The following is a 21,753-nucleotide window of genomic DNA, read 5'->3' on the forward strand; positions in this document are numbered from 1 at the left end:
CGGCATCCATTCTGTTTTGGTGATGACTGGCATTACGACTTCCGCTATGCTGGAAGCCGCAACGGACCGTCCTTCGTATGTGCTGGAAAGCGTGCGGGATATCGCCTCTTTATAAATCGAAATTCCACATGGCGGGATTGCCGGAAGAAACCGCTAGTGCACCCGCTTCCAGTGCGGCATGAACCTCTGAAATATCAGTGATGAGCCCGCCTGCGATAATGGGGAAATCCAGTTCGCTGCATAGCTGATCGATGATTTTCGGCATGATGCCCGGCAGGATTTCAACAGCATCCGGCTTGCAAGATTTGACCATTTCAATTCCTTTATTAATGGCACCCCAATCCAGCAGGAAGATACGCTGGATCGTCTGCAATCCGACTTCATTCGCCATTTTTACAATATGGCTTTTCGTTGTGATGATGCCGGTAGGGTTCCAATACTCCTTCACATAGCTGAGTGCATTTTTGGAGTTGGAAAGCCCGTCAATAAAGTCGAGATGGAGAAAGACATGCTTATTAGCTGCCCGTAATTGTTTTATGTATTCAGCGATCGTCATCAGGTTTCCCGTCAAAAGGAATACGATGTTAGAGTTGGACGTTAGCGCCGCTTGCAAATCCTCTTCACTTTTGACAGATGCGATCATTTGGGACTCGACCATATCGACTAGACGCAAGTTGTTTCACCCTTTCTTGTAGATAGCCTAATCCTATACTATCACAGGGAAAGTATGAAAATATAGAATAGAATATTAGGTCAAAGAGTAAAGAGAAGGCCATTGCAATCCCCGCATTTTTTGCAGGGCTCTTGTGATGGCCATTTTCTATGAAGGAGCGTGTTAGATTTGAAAACTTTTTCATATGAGGATCGGAAAGCTAGCTTAGCTGCAATGGATAATCGACACTACGACGTGGTCATCGTCGGAGGCGGGATTACGGGTGTCGGCATTGCCCTTGACTGTGTCTCCAGGGGACTTAAAACGGCTTTGATTGAGATGCAGGATTTTGCTGCGGGAACGTCAAGCCGGTCGACGAAATTGGTCCACGGGGGCTTGCGTTATTTGAAGCAGTTCGAAGTCGGCATGGTGGCGGAAGTCGGCAAGGAGCGGGAAGTTGTCTACCGCAACGCGCCGCATGTGACGCATCCGGAATGGATGTTGCTGCCGATTTATAAGAAAGGGACTTTCGGTAAGTACTCCACTTCGGTCGGGTTAAAGGTCTATGACTTTCTCGCGGGCGTTAAGAAGAAGGAACGCCGAAAAATGCTTGATCGGAAGCAGACATTAAGCCGGGAGCCATTGTTGAATGAGAAAGGACTGCTCGGCAGCGGATATTACGTGGAATATCGGACAGATGATGCCCGTCTGACCATTGAAGTGGCGAAGAAAGCGGCGGAGCTCGGGGCAGATCTTCTTAATTATGCGAAAGCCGAATCGTTTATTTACAATGGCCAGGGTCAGGTGAGCGGCTTGTATTTCGTGGATACGTTAACGGGCACCCGCCACCGCATCCAAGGTACCCGAATTGTCAACGCAACGGGTCCTTGGGTGGAAAGTGTCATCGGAATGGACCGGAAAATAGAAGGGAAGAGCTTGTTTCATTCCAAGGGAGTCCATATCGTCATCGATAGCCGGAAGTTCCCGCTGCGCCAAGCCGTTTACTTTGATACACCGGACGGAAGGATGGTCTTTGCCATTCCGCGGAACGGCAAAGCGTATATCGGAACAACGGACACCGAATACACGAGCGATCTGCAACATCCGCATGCTACGGAAGAGGATATTGATTACTTGCTCGAGTCCATCCACTTCATGTTCCCGGATGTCCAGGTCTCAAGAGGAGACGTGGAATCGACATGGGCTGGCGTCAGGCCGTTGATTCGCCAGGAAGGGAAAGGACCGTCTGAGATTTCACGGAAAGATGAAATCTGGACATCCGAAACCGGACTGATCACGATTGCAGGCGGCAAGCTGACAGGCTACCGGAAAATGGCGGAAACGGTGACGGATCTGTTATGTGAACAGTTGGAGTCGGAAGGTGTTTCGTGCAAGAAATCCGTGACAAAGGAACTTCGGTTGTCCGGCGGGGATTTCCATGATCCGCGGGAGTATGATCCGTTCATTGCAGCAGAATCGAGAAAGCTTGCAACGCTCGGCATGTCGATTGAAGATGCGACAAGCATAGCTGCCATGTATGGGACGAACACGCAGGTGATCGCTAGTTTAGCGGATCAAGTGAACCCGGACTCTCCGTTGCCTTTATCTATTCAACTCGTTTTGCAATATGCAATGGAATACGAGATGGCGTTGACCCCTGTCGACTTCTTCATGCGACGGACGGGTGCCGTATTCTTTGATATCGAGTGGGTGCGGAAGTGGAAGCAGGATGTCATCGATTATATGGCGGAACGCATGGAATGGACGCCGGGTGAAACGATGCAGTATGCCCGGGCGCTCGATGAACGATTGAATGAAGCGGTAAATGAATAAATACAAGATCCATAGCAACCGGATTTCCATAACATTGGGGATCCGGTTGTTTTTTATTTGAGATCCCTGGTGGAAACTGACCCAATCAACACAAAAAAAGCCCGTATTGTCAAAGGATATTGAAAACAAATTCGCGAGTCGGTAAAGTCAAAGCATTGTTAGTGATTCCGAACAGGGAATTTATGTTCCCCGAGTCGGCAAGGAGGATAGGAAATGACCGCGGTTGTAGCGATTACGGAAGAAATGTTTGCTAGGGAAGTGATCAATAGCGAAATGCCGGTATTGGTCGACTTTTATGCAGACGGCTGTGGTCCATGCGAATTCATCGCTCCGATGCTGGAGGAGTTTTGCAGCGAGTACGAAGGACAGATAAAAATTACCAAGTTACTTGTGGATATTGACGAAGTTCTGACGAAATCCAACGAGCTGGTGAACCGATATGAAATCATTGGATTTCCGACATTATTGCTTTTCCGGCATGGAGAAGTGGTTTCGTCCCATTTGGGAAGTTTGAGCCGTAGTGAATTACAAGAGTTTCTTGAAACTGTTTTGAAATAAAGAAGTGCTCGTCCGGCTGAATAACGTGTTCAGCCGGGCGTCAGCAAATAGAGAAAAGTAGGGGTGGGGACATGATACAGAAGTCTGTTGCAGAAAATGTAATTCAAGCGGCGCTTGAAACAGGCGGAGATTTTGCGGAGTTATTTATTGAAGATAAGAGGAATTCGACAATCAGCATGATTGGCGGAGTCGTCGAACGTGCACTTGCAGGACGCGATTATGGGGTAGGCATCCGGATTCTTAAAGGGGAGTACTCCGTGTACGCCTTTACGAGTGATGACAGCGAGGAGAATTTATTGCAAGTCGCCAGATCGGCAGCGCAAGCGATCCGCAGCAACCCAATCGATGTAACGTTGAATTTCCAGAAGAAAATTATTGAAAATAAACACCATATCCGCATTTTACCGAATTCCGTTTCGAAGAAGCAAAAAGTGGAATGGCTCAGACGCGCGCATTTGTCGGCGATGTCCTTTGATCCAGTGATTGCTCAGACGACTGCGACGTTCATTGATACGTTGAAAGATATTTGCATCGTCAACTCAGAAGGCTTGTTCGTCGAGGACCGCCGGGCGTATAACCGCATGGGGATCAGCGTCATTGCGGAATCCGGGAACGATCGAGAATCCGCTGATTTCGGACCGGGTTCTTTTGGCGGGTTGGAATATATGGAGCAGCTTGATATTGAAGGGATTGCGAAAGAAGCGGCACGCAGCGCGAAAACGATCCTTTTTGCGGATCATGCGCCATCCGGCAATTTCCCTGTTGTGATCGACAATGAATTCGGAGGAGTCATCTTCCACGAAGCTTGTGGCCATGGATTGGAATCACATGCGGTTGCCCGGAAAGCTTCTATTTTTGCCGATAAGCTTGGTGAATATGTGGCATCGCCTCTTGTCACGGCTTATGATGACGGCACAATTCCGAATGCCTGGGGTTCACTCAATATCGATGACGAAGGCATGGCGACGCAGCGGAATTTATTGATTGAAAATGGAATTTTAAAAGGTTATTTGATTGATAAATTAGGCAGCCGGAAGATGAACATGGATCCGACGGGTTCAGGGCGCCGGGAGTCTTACAAATATGCACCGACATCCCGGATGAACAATACGTTCATCGCAGCAGGCCAGTCGACACCGGAAGAAATTATCGCCAATACGGAGCTTGGCATTTTCGCCAAGTATATGGACGGCGGTTCCGTCAATCCGACGACGAGCGATTACAATTTCTCGGTGAGTGAAGGCTATATGATCCGCGATGGGAAGATCGCCGAGCCAATCAAGGGTGCAGCGATCATCGGAAAAGGCATCGATACGCTGAAGAAAATCGACATGGTCGGGAACAATCTTGGTCTCGGCGTCGGTATGTGCGGGGCATCGAGCGGCACGGTTCCGGTCACGGTCGGCCAACCGATGATTCGTGTTTCCGAGCTCACCATTGGCGGCAGAGGAGGGAATAGCTGATGAACATCCAAGACTTTCAAATAGAATTGTTTGCGGCTGGCGAAAAGGCTGGATTTGAGGAAATGGAACTCTTTTACTCTTCCAGCAAAGCGGTATCCATCGCTGTTTACCATCAAGAAATCGATGACTATACGATCATGGAAGAGGGCGGCGTCTCCTTCCGTGGATTGTTCCAGGGGAAGATGGGTTATTCCTACGCGGAGCGGATTGCAGCGGATTCCATTCCTTTATTGCTGGAGGAAGCGCTGAACAACGCTGAAGTCATTGAAGTCGATGACGGCGAAGATTTGTTCGAAGGATCGCCGGAGTATGCGGAGCCAAGACCGTTTTCCGAAGAGATTGAACAGCTGGACCCTGAAAAGATGATCCAAGCGGCAATGGAAATTGAAAGAATTGCATATGAAACAGATGAGCGTGTGGCGTTTGTCCAATATTCCTATGCATCCCAAGGTGTGAACGAAACGTTAATTGCCAACACAAAGGGCCTGCATTGTCATTCTAAATCGGCATACACATCACTCGGCCTGTATTTGACTGCGCAAGACGGCGAATCGACAGCAACCGGCGGTGAATCTGATTTCACAATCAAGTCCTTCGCGGATTTAGATAACAGGAAAATCGCTGAAAAAGCAGTGCAGGAGGCAGTGTCCAAACTGCATGCCAGCTCCATTGCGTCAGGTACCTATCCGATTATCTTCCGTTACGATACAGCGACGGAATTGATCGGCTCCTTACTCGGACAGTTATCTGCCGAATCTGTGCAGCAAGGCTACACCAAATTGAAAGGGAAGCTGAACGAACAGATCGTGGGCGAAAACATTTCGTTCGTGGATGATCCGCTCATGAAGGACACGATCACGTATGCACCTTTTGACTCGGAAGGCTTTGCTACAAGGAAAAAGGATTTAATTCGCAACGGAAAGCTGATCTCTTTCATGCACAACCGGAAGACAGCGAAGAAAGACGGCGTCGAGTCGACGGGCAATGCGGTGAAAGGCGGATTCCGTTCGACTGTGGGCGTTGGTCCGTACAATTTGTACTTGGAGCCGGGCACGTCTTCTTTGGACGACATGATTGTGGATTCAGACAAGGCCATTTTGATTGTTGAACTGCAAGGCACCAATGCAGGTATCAACTATACAGCAGGAGATTTCTCCCTTGCAGCGATTGGCTTTTTAATCGAAAACGGGAAAATCACCCGCACCCTCGATCAGTTTACAGTAGCCGGCAACGTCTTTGAGCTCCTGAATGATGTCAGCGTCATCGGAAACGATCTCCGTTTCCGCAGCGCCATCTCGCTTCCGTCCCTGAAAGTGAACGGGCTGCAAGTCTCAGGAAATCAGACGATTGAATAAAAAGTAAGCGGACCTGTCACGGTTGCCGGGATAGGTCCTGCATGAGAATAGTTGAGCTAGAGTGAGTTCAGTCGAGCAGGTAGTGAGTGGAGTTGTCGAGTGGAGCTGAGCGAAGCGATGGATCGAAGTGTGGTTGAGTTGTGTGGTTTATGCGCGGGTGTGGGTCGGTTATGCTCGGGTCCGCCTGGTGTATGCTCGGTTGCGTGTCCGTTATGCGCGGGTATGCCTGGTGTATGCGCGGTTGCGGATCTGTTATGCGCGGGTATGCCCGGTTGCGAGGTTGTGGATTTGTTATGCTCGGGTACGCCCGATGTATGCATGGTTGCGTCTACGGGCATCCAGTTTTTATTTGCCCGCAACAACCAATATCTACCCTACGCAAGTAAACTAGCGAAACACACAAACGGTCCGGGAGCAGAAGGAATCATAGAGAGGGTCGGGTGCTCGACTTGCCCGTCCTTTCTTTCTAGATAGCTTGTAAGCGTTTGCAATGAGGGGATTTCCCCAAATTGACATGAAAACGGACGTTTTCGTCAAAACCTATTGAAACCAAGCTATTAAACGGATAAATTATTTACATCTACAAACACAGATTTCTGAAAAGTTAAAGAAGTGTAAAGAAATAGAGATATACTGCACTTCGTAGAGGGGGAACTGGCGATGGCTAGTGTTATGAATGTAACCAAAGAGAATTTTGAAAACGAAGTGTTAGCGTGTGACCGTCCGGTGTTGGTGGATTTTTATGCGGATGGTTGCGGGCCGTGTGAATTTATTGCGCCGATTCTGGAAGAGCTTGCTGAAGATCACGGCGATCAAATCAAATTTACGAAGTTCTATGTAACGATGGATGATGTATTACATAATTCGAATGAAATCGTTGAAAAGTATGAGGTCATGGGTTTTCCGACTCTCCTTCTCTTCAAAGGCGGGGAAGTGGCACAATCGAACTTGGGCGCAATGAATCGTGAAGAGCTTTTAGCTTTCGTCGAAGCCGCTTTATAAGCCCATTGAATGGAGAAAGAGGGAGGGTAACGCATGGCAACAAATGAAAAAAAGTTGAGAAAACAGGCTGAAAAGGGAATCTGGAAATCGTATTTCCGATTAATGTTCAAAGCAAAATTACCTTGGGGTTGGATTATATTTGTTATGGCCCTCTATATCTTATCAGCTACGGTCACGTTGGCGTTTCCGAACTTCTCGACGAAAGTAATGACGGGTGTATTGACGAAGTATACCATTTGGGGAACCGTCATATTGATTGTGGCCGATGTCCTCATGTCGGGGATTGTCCGCTTTTATAATAAGCTTCTCGTTGCGAAAATCGACGTCAGTTACCGGTCGCTGATTTGGGAAAGAGTCATTAAATCGCCGTTGCGCTTCTTTGATAGTATGAAGCCGACTACAATGATCACTCGGATTACGACAGATGCTTCGAAGATCAGTACGGTACTAGGGTCATACTTGCCATCTATGGCAGCAACCATTTATGGAACTGTCGGTGTCGTGGCGGTCGTATTCTCATACGACTGGCGGCTGGCGCTTTCGGTCGTTGTGTATATCCCGATCTATTTTGTTTTCAACTTGTATTACGGGAAATGGAATTACCGGGCGTTTAAAGAGACGTATAACCGTTTATCCACACTGACCCAATTTTTATCCGAACTGCTTATGAGTGTCCCGCTCATCAAGACATTTGTGACGGAAAAGAAAGAGGATGAACGCGGTCATAAGAACTTACAGTATTATTACAAGGCAAATTTGCGTAGATACATCATCATGTGGGTGGAAAACCCGATAAATGGAATTCTGAGCATTACGTCTGATGTTCTGGTCATTCTCTACGGAGGCTATCTTGTAAAAACAGGCGTCATCACATTAAATCAGTGGCTCGCATTCTTCATGTATATCGGAATGTTGTGGGGCATGCTCGGGTCCTATTTGATGATGTACGTGGAAATTAAGAAGAGCCAAGGAGCCACAGACCGGATTGCCGCGTTAATGGATGGCGACTTGGAAGTGAATGAAGGAAAAGTTGGGATTGAAAATCTGAAAAACGATATTGTGTTCAAAGATGTTGCCTTCAGTTATGGCGATAAGCCTGTGCTCGGCCATGTTGATCTAACGATTCCGGTTGGAAAGGTCACAGCTCTTGTCGGACCAAGCGGAAGCGGGAAATCTACCATCTTCTCCTTGCTGCAACGATTCTATGAACCGAATGCTGGTGAAATCCTTGTAGGCGATACGTCGATTTCAGATATCCATCTGAAAGACTGGCGAAATTTATTTGCCGGTGTCGCGCAAGACAGCCCGATGCTCTCGGGAACGATCCGGGAGAATATCTTATACGGCGTCAACTGGGATGTCACAGAATTTGAGCTTGCCGAAGCTGCAAGGAAAGCGAATGCATTGGATTTTATTAAAGGATTCAAGGATGGCTTTGATACGTATGTCGGAGAAGCGGGTTCCAATCTTTCGGGCGGACAGCGTCAACGGATTGCCATTGCACGGGCCATCCTGAGAAATTCAGACATACTGCTTCTGGATGAAGCGACAGCCAGTTTGGATAGCCAGTCCGAAAAGGCGATTCAGGAAGCGATGGAAGAATTGATGCGAGGAAGAACGACTATCATGATTTCCCACGACTTATCGAATGTACAAGATGCCGATCAAATTATCGTGTTGAGCGGTGGTACGGTAGACGGTTGCGGCACGCATGAAGAACTCTTGAAAACGAATGAGTTGTATCGTCATTTAGTTCAACTCCATACAGGTTCGTCTGCAAGCTGATGCTTGCAATCTAGGTTAGGGGGGATAAATATGGAGGAAACTAGACAACGGGGTTGGAAAGAGTTTTTTGGGCTGATTTTCAAATCCAAGCTGCCGTGGCATTTGTATATCTTAGGTATCATTGCAACCGCGGCGTCTACAACAGTCGGTTTAATTATGCCGAAATATATTGGCGGAATTTTTGAAGGCGATATCTTTAATAACGAGATCGTTCGAAACTACATTTTATTGGGCATTCTTTCCCAAATATTAATAGCGATTTCTGCATTGTTTTTCTCACTTACACCACCGATTGCGATGAGAAATGTCCAGAAAACGGTCTGGTCAAAAATTATGCATATGAAAATGCGTGACTATTCAAAGCAACCATCTCAGAAATTGATCAGCCGTGTGACGGATGACCCGCTTTACATTGATAGCGTGGTGTCTGGCATTAAAACGGTTTTGAATTCAACGTATTCTCTCGTTGGTTCCTATGTGATTATGTATAACATGAATCCGAAATTGACGTTTGCTCTCCTGCCGGTCATTCCATATATTCTGATTGTCTCGGCTTTCGTGGGACATCGAACGCAGAAAACACAAATGGGCGTTCAGGCGCAATATTCGGGGGTTACTGCTTTCTTTGCGGAACGGCTTCCGCGAATTCGTATGGTGAAGTCATTTAACAAGGAACATGAGGAAATTGGTCTTGGAAAACAGATTTTGCTTGATCAGTATAAGGCGGAGAAGAAACGGATTATCGTTGACCTTTACGCAGAGCCATTAATGCAAAGTGTCCGGGCGATTATCGTCGGAACAACGCTATTGTATGGTGCCTACCTGATTTCCCAAGGGGAATTAAAGGTCAGCCAGGTTCTTTCCTTCTATTTATATGTCCAGTTCATTCATAGTAACGTCTTGCAATATGGCTTGTTCTGGCAAACGTTGAAGCAGGCGAAAGGGGCTTCTGAAAAAATCTCTTCTATTTTGGATTCCGAAAGTGAAAGACTGCAACGGGAACAATCGATGCCTGCAAAAGTTGCAGAACAGGATTTGAAATTGGAGAACGTCTCTTTTGGCTATGACGAACGAAACATTTTGTCGCGGCTCAATATCAGTATACCTGCCGGCAAAGTAACGGCCATTGTAGGACCGAGCGGTTGCGGGAAATCAACGATCTTCAAATTGCTAGAACGTTTTTATGAACCAAATGCGGGACGCCTTCTGATTGGCGATACTGAAGCTGAGAAAGTTCATGTGGATGAGTGGAGACGGTCCGTTGCATCAGTTTCGCAGACGAGCCCATTGCTATCAGGCACAATTCGGGATAATATCACCTATGGCCTGGAAAGGGAAGTCAGCGTTGAAGAATTAAGACGTGCTGCCGAACTGGCAGATGCTTTGGAATTCATTGAGGAGTTCCCGGAAGGATTTGAGACGGAAGTCGGGGAATTCGGTTCACGGCTTTCAGGCGGACAGCGTCAGCGGATCGCCATCGCCCGCGCCTTCATTCAGGACACATCGATATTGTTGCTCGATGAAGCGACATCCAGCTTGGATGCTCAATCGGAAGATAAAATTGAGAAGTCATTAAAAACGTTGATGCAAGGCAGAACGACTGTCATGATCACACATGATATGTCGTTGATCAAAGAAGCGGACCAAATCATCGTGATCGATGCGGGTGAGGTTTCCGGCACGGGTACCCATGATGAATTGATGCGCTCCAATAAGCTATACAAGATTCTCGTAGATATTCAATCTTCAAAAGAAGAGAGATTGGTATTCAATTAATTGGTTTGAGTTACTGGAGTTCCAGTATTCAAAATAAATTACATCCTTAGGGGGAGAAGAAAATGAAAAAGCTTTTAATGGTACTTTTGATGGCTATGCTAGTAATGGCCTTGGCAGCTTGTGGAGATGACAAAAAGGACGCGGATAAGGCAGAAGGTACAAACGGTACGGATAATACAGAGCAAGCTGAAGGAACAACAGATGACGCGGAAGGCTCTGAAGATACTGCAGCCGCTTCTGGCGAAATGTTGGACGATGAATTCTCCAATAACGTGTTAACTATCTTGAAAGACGCTGGCTATGAAGTGGAAAAAGTTGAAGCGGGAGAGACAGATTTCTTTGTTGATACAAAGGCAGCAATGAAAGCAGATATCAACGGTGAAGACTTTTTGCCATTGCAAGTATTTGAAATTGATGCAGACAGTGACAGCTTGAAAAAAGCACAAGAAACAGGATTAGCACCAGTTGATTTTGAAGGTGAAAAAGTGGATTATCCAGGAGTTCTTGTCATCGATAATTACTACATCTTCTTAGCTGAAGGTCATCCAGACCAAGCAGATATTTATAAGCTTCTTGAAGAAAAATTGAAGTAAGCTTTTTCGCAGGCATGAGTGTCCATAAGCTTCATGCAAATATGGATAGGCAGAGCGCAAATGAGGAATCCATCCTTGTTTGCGTTTTGTCAATTCCCCCTAATTATGACTGGTTACAAAGAATTATAGAAACAGGTAATTTGGCAGGAGTATCCAAATTTACGAAATTGAAATCAACTCTATTATTCGATATAATATCCTAATAAGAACTATTGAAAGAATATTTTAAAAGGAATTGCAGAACCGCTTGTGACGAGCAATCAAAGACTGAGATTAGGTGAAGAAATGGGCACGGCAGCTTTTTTTATCCACGTCATGGAAACACTCGTATGGACCATACAGATTTTCACTGGGCTGTTGCTAGGCTTCTCATTTGTTGGACTGGAGACGCGGAAATCATTTCGCAGATTACTAATGATCAGTCTGTTCTTTGGAATCGCCTATGCTGGGTTTGCCGGATTTGTTTCTTCTATTTGGCTTATTCCTATTCTTGTTATCTTGTCGTTGCCTGTTCTCTATCTTTTGATGAGAGTTCCTATAGCGCAAACGACAATCGCCTTAATGCTTGCTGTCATTTTCAATTTAGCTGTCATTTCCTTAATTGAATACAATCTATTTTATCTTTTACTTGAGCTGGAAAGTATATCATTGGACACGGGCACGAGAGTTTCCATCGATCTCTTTGTGTCGCTTAATAATATTTTCATTGCCATGCTGATCTACTCAAAGTCACCTGTGTTATTTCCAAAAACGTTATTTGAGAAATCATTGGATGACGATGATCCAGAAATCTCATTCAGCGGTCGGGTCTACTCGGTCATCCTGATCCTGTTTCTACTCGCTGTCGGCTTATATTATACAGTTTGGGAGCTTCCGCATATCCGGATACACTATCGCTGGTTCCTTACTCTTTGGGCACTGGCCGTGACGGTGGCAATCATTCTGTTCCAGCGCCAGCTGATTCTATTTAAAAATGAAAAAGTCCAGTTGTTTTTGGATCGGCAATACCAGAAGGAGCTATTATCTTTCTTCAGTATGATTCGTTCACAGCGACATGATTTCAATTTTCATTTGACTGCGATCTACGGGTTGATTCAAAAAAAGGAATATGCCGCATGTGAAAACTATATTAAAGAGATGGTAAAGTCCGCAACTGTCATCAATGACCTGCTGCCGCTCCATCACCCGGCGACTGCTGCGATGTTGAGCACGTTCAAGGAGAGGGCTGCGGGTAAGGGGATTTCGATTGAATATATGATCATGAATGATTTGCGGAACTGCCCTTGTTCGGTTTATGAAATCAATAAAGTTCTCGGAAATCTAATTCAAAATGCTTTGGATGAAGTGGAACGGCTGCCTCAGAAAAACCAGCCAATCCTCGTCGAGCTGACGACTGATTCGAATCAGCTCGTCATTACGGTCACCAATGAAACCGATTTGGCCGGCGAGAAGTTAGGTGATCTGTTTGAAGCCGGCTTCTCCACAAAAGTACATCACGAAGGTCTCGGATTGCCGGCAGTAAAGAAAATTGTCGAAAAGTATCAAGGAATTGTCTATCCAGAATTGGATGACGGATTCATCAGTTTCCATGTCTCCATTCCGGAAGGGTCAACAACAAGAAGGGGGTGAAGGGCCATGAATGCGCGTACATTGATCGTCGATGATGACCGGAGCTGCATCGACGCGTTGAAAAACTATCTCGCCTCCTATCCTTTTCTGAGTGTTCTTGGCGAAGTGAATAGTTCAGAGGATGCACTCGTCTTCTTGGAGAACAATTCGGTCGATCTGCTATTTCTTGATATCGAAATGGGCGGGATGGACGGAATCGAATTTGCCCATCGCGTCGAAAGTCTTTATCCAAAACTGATGATTGTCTTTGTGACAGGCCATCCTCAATTCGCTCTCGAAGGCTATGAGGTGCATCCGGTCGACTTCCTGACAAAACCGGTGAATCCGGTGCGGCTCAAAAAGGCGCTTGGCAAAGTGGAAGAACGCCTAAATGAAAGCCAGTTACCACGAGACGCGAAAATCGGCTTGAATGTGCCAGGCGGCATCCATATGATCATGGTGAGCGACATTCAGCTGATAGAGAAAAAAGGCCGAAAAATCTATGTGGAGAGCAAAGAGGGCGCCCGGTACGAAACGAGAGAAACGATGAAGAAGCTAGAGGAAATCCTTATTCCATTTGAATTCTTCCGGACTCATCAATCCTTCCTCGTCCCGCTCCGTTCTATTGAATCGATTACGCCGGACACTTTCTCCCGCTCGTACTCGGTCCACTTGACTGGCTACCAAGGGCTCGTTCCATTAAGCAGGAAAAACTACAATGAATTGAAAGACAAACTGCAGGAGCAGACACATGGGTTGACGATTCATTGAGTTTTGGGGATATGGTATTATGCCAGGCGGAAAGTCGATACTACAAATGCAGATATTTAATAAGAAGAAAAGACGGTATTTCATTCGAGATTGAATGAGGTGCTGTCTTTTTTCGTTTCTTAAATTCCAAAGCTGGCAACCTGTGAAACGTGTAGGAAAAGAATAGATAGTATCTACATACTTTCTAGTAAGAACTACCAACGAAAGTTGCACTAATTTTCCAACCAAATTATACTGGAAGTAGCTAACTATCTAACTAGTATTCTGCACTAGTAGACATAGATTTACAAAAATAGGGGGATTGAAAATGAGAAAAGATCGACCTGCTAAACTATTCAAAGCCACTCTAGCCACGACCATGATGACAGGTGCAGTTGTAGCCGCCAGTCCGCTTGCAACAAAAGCCGAAGCGCAAGCTTTTTCGGATGTGAAAAACATTCCAAGCCATCATTTTTACGATGCGGTAATGAAGTACACGGAAGCCGGCATGATGAGCGGTTACCCGGACGGCACATTCAAACCCGGTCAAAACATTACACGTCAGGATGCGGCCAAGCTGTTGGCGCTTGTCCTTGACTTAGACATGAACCAAGTAGTGGACCCAGGCTTCAAGGATGTCAGCAAAAGCCACCCGTATTACCGCTATATCGCGGCACTTGTAGAGGCTGGGATCATTTCGGGTTACGAGGATAACACCTTCCGTCCTGGTGATAGCCTGACAAGAGCACAAATGGCGAAGATCCTCGTTCTCGGCTTTGATTTGGATGACATGAAGAATGTTCGTCTTCCATTCAGTGACATCAACTCGAAGCAATGGCATATGGAATTCGTTCGCTCCCTCTATGGTCATGAGATAACAACAGGTACGACACCGACGACATTTTCACCGAATGCCCATGTAACACGCGGTCAAATGGCCTCCTTTGTATTCCGAGGGGAAGCGTTCCTCGAGCCAAAAGTGGATGAAAACCAAGTGGCAATCGATGCGGCAATGGAACTAGTGAAAGCCGGCACAGTCAATGTGTCACGCGGCCCGCTTGCAACAGCCGAAACGAAATTGGCAGCTGTGGATAAATACGTTGCCTCTTTGATGACGGATAAAGGCATTACAATTAAAGTCGTAGAAGGAAAAACAGCCGGTTCTTACGTTGTGTCTTTGACAAAAGGTGAAGCGAAAGCTGAAAAGGCAATCGACATGAAGTTCGATTACGCGGCAGATGACCGTTTCATTACGGACATTAAAGCAATCAACGCGAAGCAAGTGGAAGTCCATTTCGCAACGCCAGTCTCGAAATCATCTGTCCTAGACGCAACAAACACAGTCAAAAACATTACGTTCACAACTGTGACTGGCTCTACTGTTAGCCCTGGCCAGCTCATAGGGTCTTTATCAGAAGACGGTAAAACGTTGACACTTACGGCGACCTTAATTTTTGACGGTGAGTACGCTGTCAAAACAACGGAAGCGATTCAGGCGCCAGCTGGCGGGAAGTTTGAAGAATATACAGCGATATTGAAGGCGAAGGATGATGTTGCACCGAAGTATGTATCAGGTTCGGCAGCAGGAAAAACAGAAACCAATACTTTTAACGTCTTCTTCAACGAGCCAGTCAATGCTGCAGGGGTTATCGCCTATGTCAACGATATACCATCGCCTGTTGCCAATCACGCAACAAACCCGAATCAATTGATAATCACAACAAGTAAAGCTATTTCCTCTGGTACAACAGCGAAAGTGAGATTGTTGAACGTAAAGGATTATAAGAATAACTTTGCGAATTCTGTAGAAGCAGAAATTGCGATAACAGCTGATACAACAGTGCCAACTGTGAAGAATATGAAGGTGCTTGGCGAGAACAAGATAGAAGTAACATACGATAAAGATATGAATCTTGCTTCGTTCACAAACAAAGCCCGTTTGGTGCATCAGAATGGGACGGTCATCCAGCTTGCAGCAACTGCAGGGAAGGATGCTAAAACTGTTATTCTAACAGGGACAAGTGTGTTCTACAATGACAAGTATGAAGCGATCTTATTTATCGATAGCGATGTGAAAGACACTGTCGGTAATAATGCGGCTACCTATTCAGCATCCGTTACACTTGAGAAAGATACAACGCCACCTGCATTGACGACGGTTGAATACAAAGACGGTAAGATCATAGCCACATTCACGGAAGATATTTCATTGGGTGGAAATACATCGATCCTACTAATTGATAAAAAAACGGGTGTTTCATCACCACTTACATTACGATATGGAATTAATACAACGATTGCTAACAATACATTAACCATTTCACAAGTACTGCCGAATGGTGACTATGAATTACGCCTGTCCGCAAATACTGTGGTAGATAAAGCGTCACGTCCAAATGCAAACCAATTGGCTACGATGCTGTTCAACGTCACGAACAATGTCTCCGCCGATACAGTACGCCCGGTGGTGGTAGAAGTTACAAACACACCTGTGCCGCCTGGTGTATCCCCGGGCGTAGAACAAACGGTGACATTCACTGCAGTTGATGCAGATAGCGGAATTGATTTACTGACCGTACAGGAAATCAATAACTATACGTGGGATGGCAAAGCATTACCATACGGTTCATACGTTACTACAAATTTTAACGGAACAGCGAACAAAGCCACCAATGTTGTCGTTACCGTCCATGTACCTTCATCTGAAATAAAAGAGACAAAAGAAGCCCTGTTCACCGTTAATAATATTCGGGATAATGCGGGAAATATATTAGCAGCTCCTGGAGTAGGTAACGTGACTTTCGTGAGTGGCGCGAATCCGGAGTTGATTGCGGCAAGAGTAGGTGCTTCGAAGAATACGTTAGTGTTTACTTTTAGTGAAGCAGTTCAAGGCGTGGATGCGAAAGACTTCCAAGTATTCATTAATCAAGTCGCTGTCCCATCCTCGGCATTAGGTCCGGTGCAACCATCTTATACAGATAATACGTATGGGACAACGATCTGGGGATCGATTGCCATTAATGTTTACTATAATGGAGAGATAAAGGATGTTGCTTATCTGGATACAGATGGAATCGCAGGATACAGTAACGGTGATTTTGTTCTTGAAGAACTGCCAAGGGATACAAACAGAAAAAATTCCATGAATACTTATTCAATTAACCTCCTTGAAAATAAAATTTACGATTTACGTGTCCGTTTGGTCCGTGATGAAAGTTCACCGGTCCGAAACCTACAAGGCAATGAAGCTAAATTTAACATGGATGTAAATGTGAATAAGTACTAAATAGAAATACCACCTACTGTTTTAACAGTGGGTGGTTTTTTTATTTTGGAATAGTTTATGTAAGATTAAGTCAAGGGAATCAGTTTATTCCAAATGTTGTAAAAACTATTTTTTAAGTGAAGTTTAAGAGATGTATAAGTAATGAACGGTAGTATAGATGTGTTGTAAAAGCGTTCTTTCAACTTGAACGACAAACAACATCAATTGGCAGAGTGATGAATTATTTTCCAGATGTACTTGATGGAGCCTTGGATTAACTAGATGATCCTTAAGTTTTGTTTTTGTAGGTACCGACTCTATCAAGGATATTAATAATTTTGATACCTTGACGTGAGATGAGAATAATAGAAGAAAGGATGAGAAGAAAAGCATGAAAAAAGTTTATGGATTTATGCTTATGCTGTTGCTAATTAGCCAAACGATTTTAGGGCCGATTGCTACGGTGAGTGCTATGGATGGTGGAAAAAATGAAATTTCCGGTGAGATTACGGAAAATCCCGAAAGTCCAGAAAAAGTAATTGAGGTTTCCCTAAATGATAAGAGAGATGTTGAAGAAAATGGAGATGAAGAAATAACTGAAGAGGAAGAAATAATTGAAGAGGAAGAGCCTTCTACAGATGAAGAAATTATAGAGGAAGAGCCTACAGCAAATGAGGAGCCAAATGAATCCTTACATTCACAATCAGTTGATCAAACTAAGCAGATAATAACTGAAGAATATTTCAAATTCACTAAAATTAATATGTATGATGCTATTCCACAAGAGGACGGTTCACCTCAAGGAAAATTAATCTCAGAGATTAGACCTAAACTAGGCGATTCTGTTGCTGTAATATTTAACTGGGAGTTAATAGATGATACACATCCTTATGATGTTGGTGCAACTTATACATTTCAACTTCCTGAAGGATTAAAAGTTCCTAGTAATATAACAAATGGAGTTTTAGATGGTGGTGTTGGAAATTACACAGTTAACACAAATGGAGTAGTTACTTTTACATTTAATGGGGATATTAAAGGACAAAAGTTAAGTGGATATTTCTATGTCTGGATTAAATATGACGAAGAATACTTTGGTGAAGGCAAAAATAATACGGTTGATTTCGTGTCTCTTGGAGGAACAAAAATCGACGTTAATTTCGCAAATCCTAATGAGAGTAGTGAATTAACTAAAACAGGGGAACCAAAGAAGAATGGTTCAAACAACTCTATGAACCCAGATGAAATCGAATGGACTGTCCGATTCAATCAGAGTGAACAATTGATTACCGGTGCTAACCTAACCGATACTTTAGGAGAAGGATTAACCCTTAAAGGAAATACTGTTGACGTGTATGAACTGACAGTTCAACCAAACGGGGGAATCGTAGTACCAGATACTCCTACAAAAAAAGAGGTTACTCTGAACGGTCAAGAGTTCTCTGTAAATTTTGGTAATATTAGTAAAGCATACGAAGTAAGATATACAACGACTGTTACAGCTCCAGCTGCTGGGGGCGATGTAGAGTTCACAAACAAAGCAGTGCTTACTGGGGATGGAACGGATGGTATTACATCTAAAGTAGGAAGCGCAAAAGTCAAATTTAGCGAGCCATTAACAAAATCAACAGATAAAGCTGTTATTTACGACCCTATTACGCAAACAACGACTTGGAAAGTTCAATATAACTATAATGAACAAACGATTGAAGAAAAGAATGCCTGGATTGAAGATACTTTTGATACAACAAAATATGAACTGGTTCCAGATTCAGTTAAGGTATATAACGTAACAATTAATAGTAATGGAACTGGTAAAAGAGCTGGTGAAGTAAACTCAACAAGTTATGATGTGAAACACAAAAATGAAAGTGAAGAAGATGGAGGATTTAAACTAAAGTTTAAAAACACAATTAATACCGCTTACGAAATTGAATATCAAATTCGACCAAAAGATCGTCGTGTGTATGATTCTGAAACCATAAATAATAAAGTCACAATTTATGATGAAACGTATAAAAAAGGCTCAAAAGATATCGGTCAAGTCATTTTCAAAAAAGAAAATGCTGGAGCAGACTTTACAATTAACAAGACAATTAATTGGAAGCTTATTATTAACTCAGATAATAAAGTAATGACCGATATCGTGATTACTGATTCTTACGTTGGTAACCATATGCAATTACTACAAGACACTATTAAAGTGGATGGAAAAGAACTTAAAGATTCACTCTTTGAACTTGATGCAGAGGAGTCAGATTATAATGAAGGCTTTGTCATTAAATTAAAATCTGGCAAATCCTTAAGTACGGAAGCAGTCATCACCTATACGACAAAGTTTAATCCTCAAGCGGGGAAACCAGCAGAAGGCAGTTACAAAAACACAGCAATAATAGAATGGAATGAAGATGGAAAAGCTCAAGAACCAGTAACAGACCATGCTTCTGAACCATACAAATCATATACGAAGGAAAATGGTAATAAAACAGGAAGCTATAACCCAAAGGATAAAACTATCACTTGGACAATTGATGTGAACTACAACAACTACGAGATTACAAATGCTATTTTAAAAGATGAATGGGATAGTAGTAGTACGGACGCTGTTAAGCAGACTTTTGTAGAAGGCTCATTAGAAGTATATGGATTAATACAAAACAAGGAAAATAACAGCGTATCTCAAGGTCCAAAGGTTACTACAATAACAGAAGAAGCTAACCTTACTATAAATCAAGATAAGAATGGCTTTGTGTTGAATCTTGGGGATATCGGAACAGGTGCATATCAAATTATCTACAAAACGAGCCTTGATGGAGAAGGTTCAATTGTCGGTTCGTATTCAAATAAAGCCACATTGACTGTGGGTGAAGAAGGTCCACAACGCTTTGAAAAGTCAGCTGACCCTATCATACCTACACATAATGGTAAGTTCGTATATAAAGCAGGAAAACAGAAAGATGGTGAAGCAGATATTGCCCAATGGACTGTAACAGTTAATCCAAGTCAGTCATTTATTAATGCAGGGGCAGTCTTAACTGACACTTTATCTGAAAATCAAATTTTATTAAGAGATTCGATCAAGATATATACTACGGTTTTACCTATTGAAAATACTTCGGACTATGCTATTACTAAGGGTGAGCTAGTAAAGAAAGATTTTTACACACTGTCAGGTGAAGGTAACGAGATTATCATTACCTTCAATGAAGATTTAAAAACTTCGTATATCTTGGAGTATGAATCATTTATTAATACGCAAGATGGCGATGTCATTAAAAATGAAGTTTCCTTTCAAGGACAAACTCAAAACGCTATAGGTGGAGGTAGTAACGAAGGAATAAAAGTGGTCTTGGCAGGAGCTGGCGGTGGTGCATCGACAGGATCAGGCAAAATTAAAATTGTTAAACTGGGAGATGAAGAAGAGCCACTCGCAGGAGCGATATTTGAACTCTATAATGCATCAGGAACAACTCTCCTTGAAACACTTATCACAGATAAAAATGGTGAAGCTTTAACGAAGAGAAACTATAGATTTAACGATAATAATGGTGGGCTACCATACAAACTAAAAGAAATTTCAGCACCTTCAGGCTATGTTATTGATGAGGAGTATAAAGATCCAAAAGATATTAAGTTTGAAAGTCCAGATAAAGAAATTACAATTGTAAACAACAAAATCCGTCAGGGCTTCGAGTTATTCAAAGTAGGAGACGATAATCCATCAAAGGGGCTACAAGGAGCAATATTTGAATTAAGGAAAAATGGCGTCCTTATGTACGAGTTAACCTCAGGTGAAGATGGAAAAGTTATTCCTAAAGGTGAATTAGAAGCTGGTGATTATGAATTAATTGAAAAGAAAGCACCAGATCATTACTTGTTAGATGCTTCACCTATTAAATTCACAATTATTGCTGGGCAGACTGAAGTGTTACCATTGCAAAACAAAGTGAACAAAAGAGGAAAAGGAAAAATCATCCTGACAAAAGTGGATGTGGCAGATGCTGACAAGCCGCTGGAAGGTGCGGTATTTGAGTTATTTACTAGTGCAGATCCAGATAACTCCGTGGCTAAAGAAACAACAGATGCTAATGGCGAAATCGTGTTCGATAATTTGCCATATGACAACTATATTGTAAAAGAAGTTCAAGCACCAGAATACTATGTTATCGATAAATCTGACATTAAAATATTGCTTGACCAAGAGGAGATAAAACTCTTACCAATTAAAAACAAGAAAATCGATCGCTCGTTTAAAGTTATTAAAGTCGATTCATCCAATTCAATTCTCAAACTAAAAGGAGCAGAATTTGAGTTACGTAAAAAAGATCCTCATGGGGAATACAAAGAATTCATTGAAACGAAAACGACTGATGACAAGGGAGAAATTATCTGGACTGATTTGAAAGTCGGTGAGTACCAACTTATTGAAACAAAAGCACCAACCGGCTATAGATTAGATGCTACACCAGTTTATTTTGAGATCGAGCAAAATCAAACGGAAACAAAAGTAGTTACGAAAGAAAATAGGAGAGTAATATCTCCACCACCAATGCCTGAGATTCCAGAACCGGAAAGACCTACTAATCCTGAATATCCTTCAGAACCAGGCATCCCTGGCGGTGAAAACCCAGCCAGCCCAGGCAATCCTGGCGGTGAAGATCCAAACCAACCAGGTAAACCAGGTGGAGAAGATCCATCCAATCCAAGTAACCCAGGCGGAGAGGATCCAAACAATCCATCCAACCCGGGCGGTGAAGATCCAACCGATCCAAACCAACCAGGTGGAGAAAATCCAACGAATCCTAACGAGCCGGGCGGAGAAAATCCTGACGATCCGAACCAATCTGGTGGAGCGAAGCCGAACAAGCCGAACAATCCAGGTGGCTCTGGAAGTGACGGAATTACAACCGACAATCCAAAACTGAATGGCAATGGAACAGTTAGCGGTTCAACCAATGGCAAAGGCCAAGGCGGTAATAAAGGAACTGCAGCGGGTGGAAAACTTCCACAAACAGGCGAAGAAACCTTAATGTATATGACTATTTTGGGCTCTGTCCTGTTACTGATTGGTGGAGTGCTGCTCGTACGTCGTCGGAAGACAAATGAATAAGTA

The 21,753-nt window shown here is 43.7% G+C and carries 14 protein-coding genes; 13 read left to right on the forward strand and 1 reads right to left on the reverse strand.

Annotated features, from left to right (window positions below; genetic code table 11):
- The first annotated feature begins 4 nt into the window (after positions 1 to 4).
- Complete coding sequence (locus L7D49_RS20430) at positions 5 to 115, forward strand: HAD hydrolase-like protein (RefSeq protein WP_418895868.1); 111 nt, start codon at positions 5 to 7, stop codon at positions 113 to 115.
- Here the strand turns inward: L7D49_RS20430 and L7D49_RS08435 are convergent.
- Positions 110 to 673: a glycerol-3-phosphate responsive antiterminator gene (locus tag L7D49_RS08435; RefSeq protein WP_238080390.1), complete on the reverse strand. Its 564-nt coding sequence runs from the start codon at positions 671 to 673 to the stop codon at positions 110 to 112. The genes L7D49_RS20430 and L7D49_RS08435 overlap by 6 nt on opposite strands.
- 213 nt (positions 674 to 886) lie before the next feature.
- Here L7D49_RS08435 and L7D49_RS08440 point away from each other — a divergent pair, with 213 nt between their 5' ends.
- From L7D49_RS08440 to L7D49_RS08495, 12 genes are all read left to right on the forward strand, one after another.
- Positions 887 to 2,485 (forward strand): glycerol-3-phosphate dehydrogenase/oxidase, encoded by a 1,599-nt coding sequence (locus L7D49_RS08440; protein WP_238080648.1) that lies wholly within the window; start codon positions 887 to 889, stop codon positions 2,483 to 2,485.
- A gap of 213 nt (positions 2,486 to 2,698) precedes the next feature.
- On the forward strand, positions 2,699 to 3,043 hold the full coding sequence (locus tag L7D49_RS08445; protein ID WP_238080391.1) for a thioredoxin family protein: 345 nt from the start codon (positions 2,699 to 2,701) through the stop codon (positions 3,041 to 3,043).
- A gap of 71 nt (positions 3,044 to 3,114) precedes the next feature.
- A complete protein-coding gene (locus L7D49_RS08450) occupies positions 3,115 to 4,506 on the forward strand; it encodes a TldD/PmbA family protein (protein WP_238080392.1) in 1,392 nt (463 codons plus the stop codon).
- The gene (locus L7D49_RS08455; protein WP_238080393.1) at positions 4,506 to 5,861 is read left to right on the forward strand and encodes a TldD/PmbA family protein; all 1,356 of its coding nucleotides are present in this window, start codon (positions 4,506 to 4,508) and stop codon (positions 5,859 to 5,861) included. Before L7D49_RS08450 ends, L7D49_RS08455 begins: the two co-directional genes overlap by 1 nt.
- 660 nt (positions 5,862 to 6,521) lie before the next feature.
- The gene (locus tag L7D49_RS08460; RefSeq protein ID WP_238080394.1) at positions 6,522 to 6,863 is read left to right on the forward strand and encodes a thioredoxin family protein; all 342 of its coding nucleotides are present in this window, start codon (positions 6,522 to 6,524) and stop codon (positions 6,861 to 6,863) included.
- A gap of 33 nt (positions 6,864 to 6,896) precedes the next feature.
- Positions 6,897 to 8,648 (forward strand): ABC transporter ATP-binding protein, encoded by a 1,752-nt coding sequence (locus L7D49_RS08465; RefSeq protein WP_238080395.1) that lies wholly within the window; start codon positions 6,897 to 6,899, stop codon positions 8,646 to 8,648.
- Positions 8,649 to 8,678: 30 nt separating this feature from the next.
- A complete protein-coding gene (locus L7D49_RS08470) occupies positions 8,679 to 10,424 on the forward strand; it encodes an ABC transporter ATP-binding protein (protein WP_238080396.1) in 1,746 nt (581 codons plus the stop codon).
- 62 nt (positions 10,425 to 10,486) lie between these two features.
- Positions 10,487 to 11,017 carry a hypothetical protein gene (locus L7D49_RS08475; RefSeq protein WP_238080397.1) on the forward strand — a complete coding sequence of 177 codons (531 nt, stop codon included), beginning with the start codon at positions 10,487 to 10,489 and terminating at the stop codon, positions 11,015 to 11,017.
- A 249-nt stretch (positions 11,018 to 11,266) separates the two neighbouring features.
- Positions 11,267 to 12,646: a sensor histidine kinase gene (locus tag L7D49_RS08480; RefSeq protein ID WP_238080398.1), complete on the forward strand. Its 1,380-nt coding sequence runs from the start codon at positions 11,267 to 11,269 to the stop codon at positions 12,644 to 12,646.
- A 6-nt stretch (positions 12,647 to 12,652) separates the two neighbouring features.
- On the forward strand, positions 12,653 to 13,396 hold the full coding sequence (locus L7D49_RS08485; RefSeq protein ID WP_238080399.1) for a LytR/AlgR family response regulator transcription factor: 744 nt from the start codon (positions 12,653 to 12,655) through the stop codon (positions 13,394 to 13,396).
- Positions 13,397 to 13,703: 307 nt separating this feature from the next.
- On the forward strand, positions 13,704 to 16,661 hold the full coding sequence (locus tag L7D49_RS08490) for an S-layer homology domain-containing protein (RefSeq protein ID WP_238080400.1): 2,958 nt from the start codon (positions 13,704 to 13,706) through the stop codon (positions 16,659 to 16,661).
- 370 nt (positions 16,662 to 17,031) lie between these two features.
- The gene (locus L7D49_RS08495; RefSeq protein ID WP_238080401.1) at positions 17,032 to 21,750 is read left to right on the forward strand and encodes a collagen binding domain-containing protein; all 4,719 of its coding nucleotides are present in this window, start codon (positions 17,032 to 17,034) and stop codon (positions 21,748 to 21,750) included.
- The last annotated feature ends 3 nt before the right edge of the window (positions 21,751 to 21,753 follow it).

Source organism: Sporosarcina cyprini (genome assembly GCF_022048975.1).
GTDB classification, from domain to species: Bacteria; Bacillota; Bacilli; order Bacillales_A; family Planococcaceae; genus Sporosarcina; species Sporosarcina cyprini.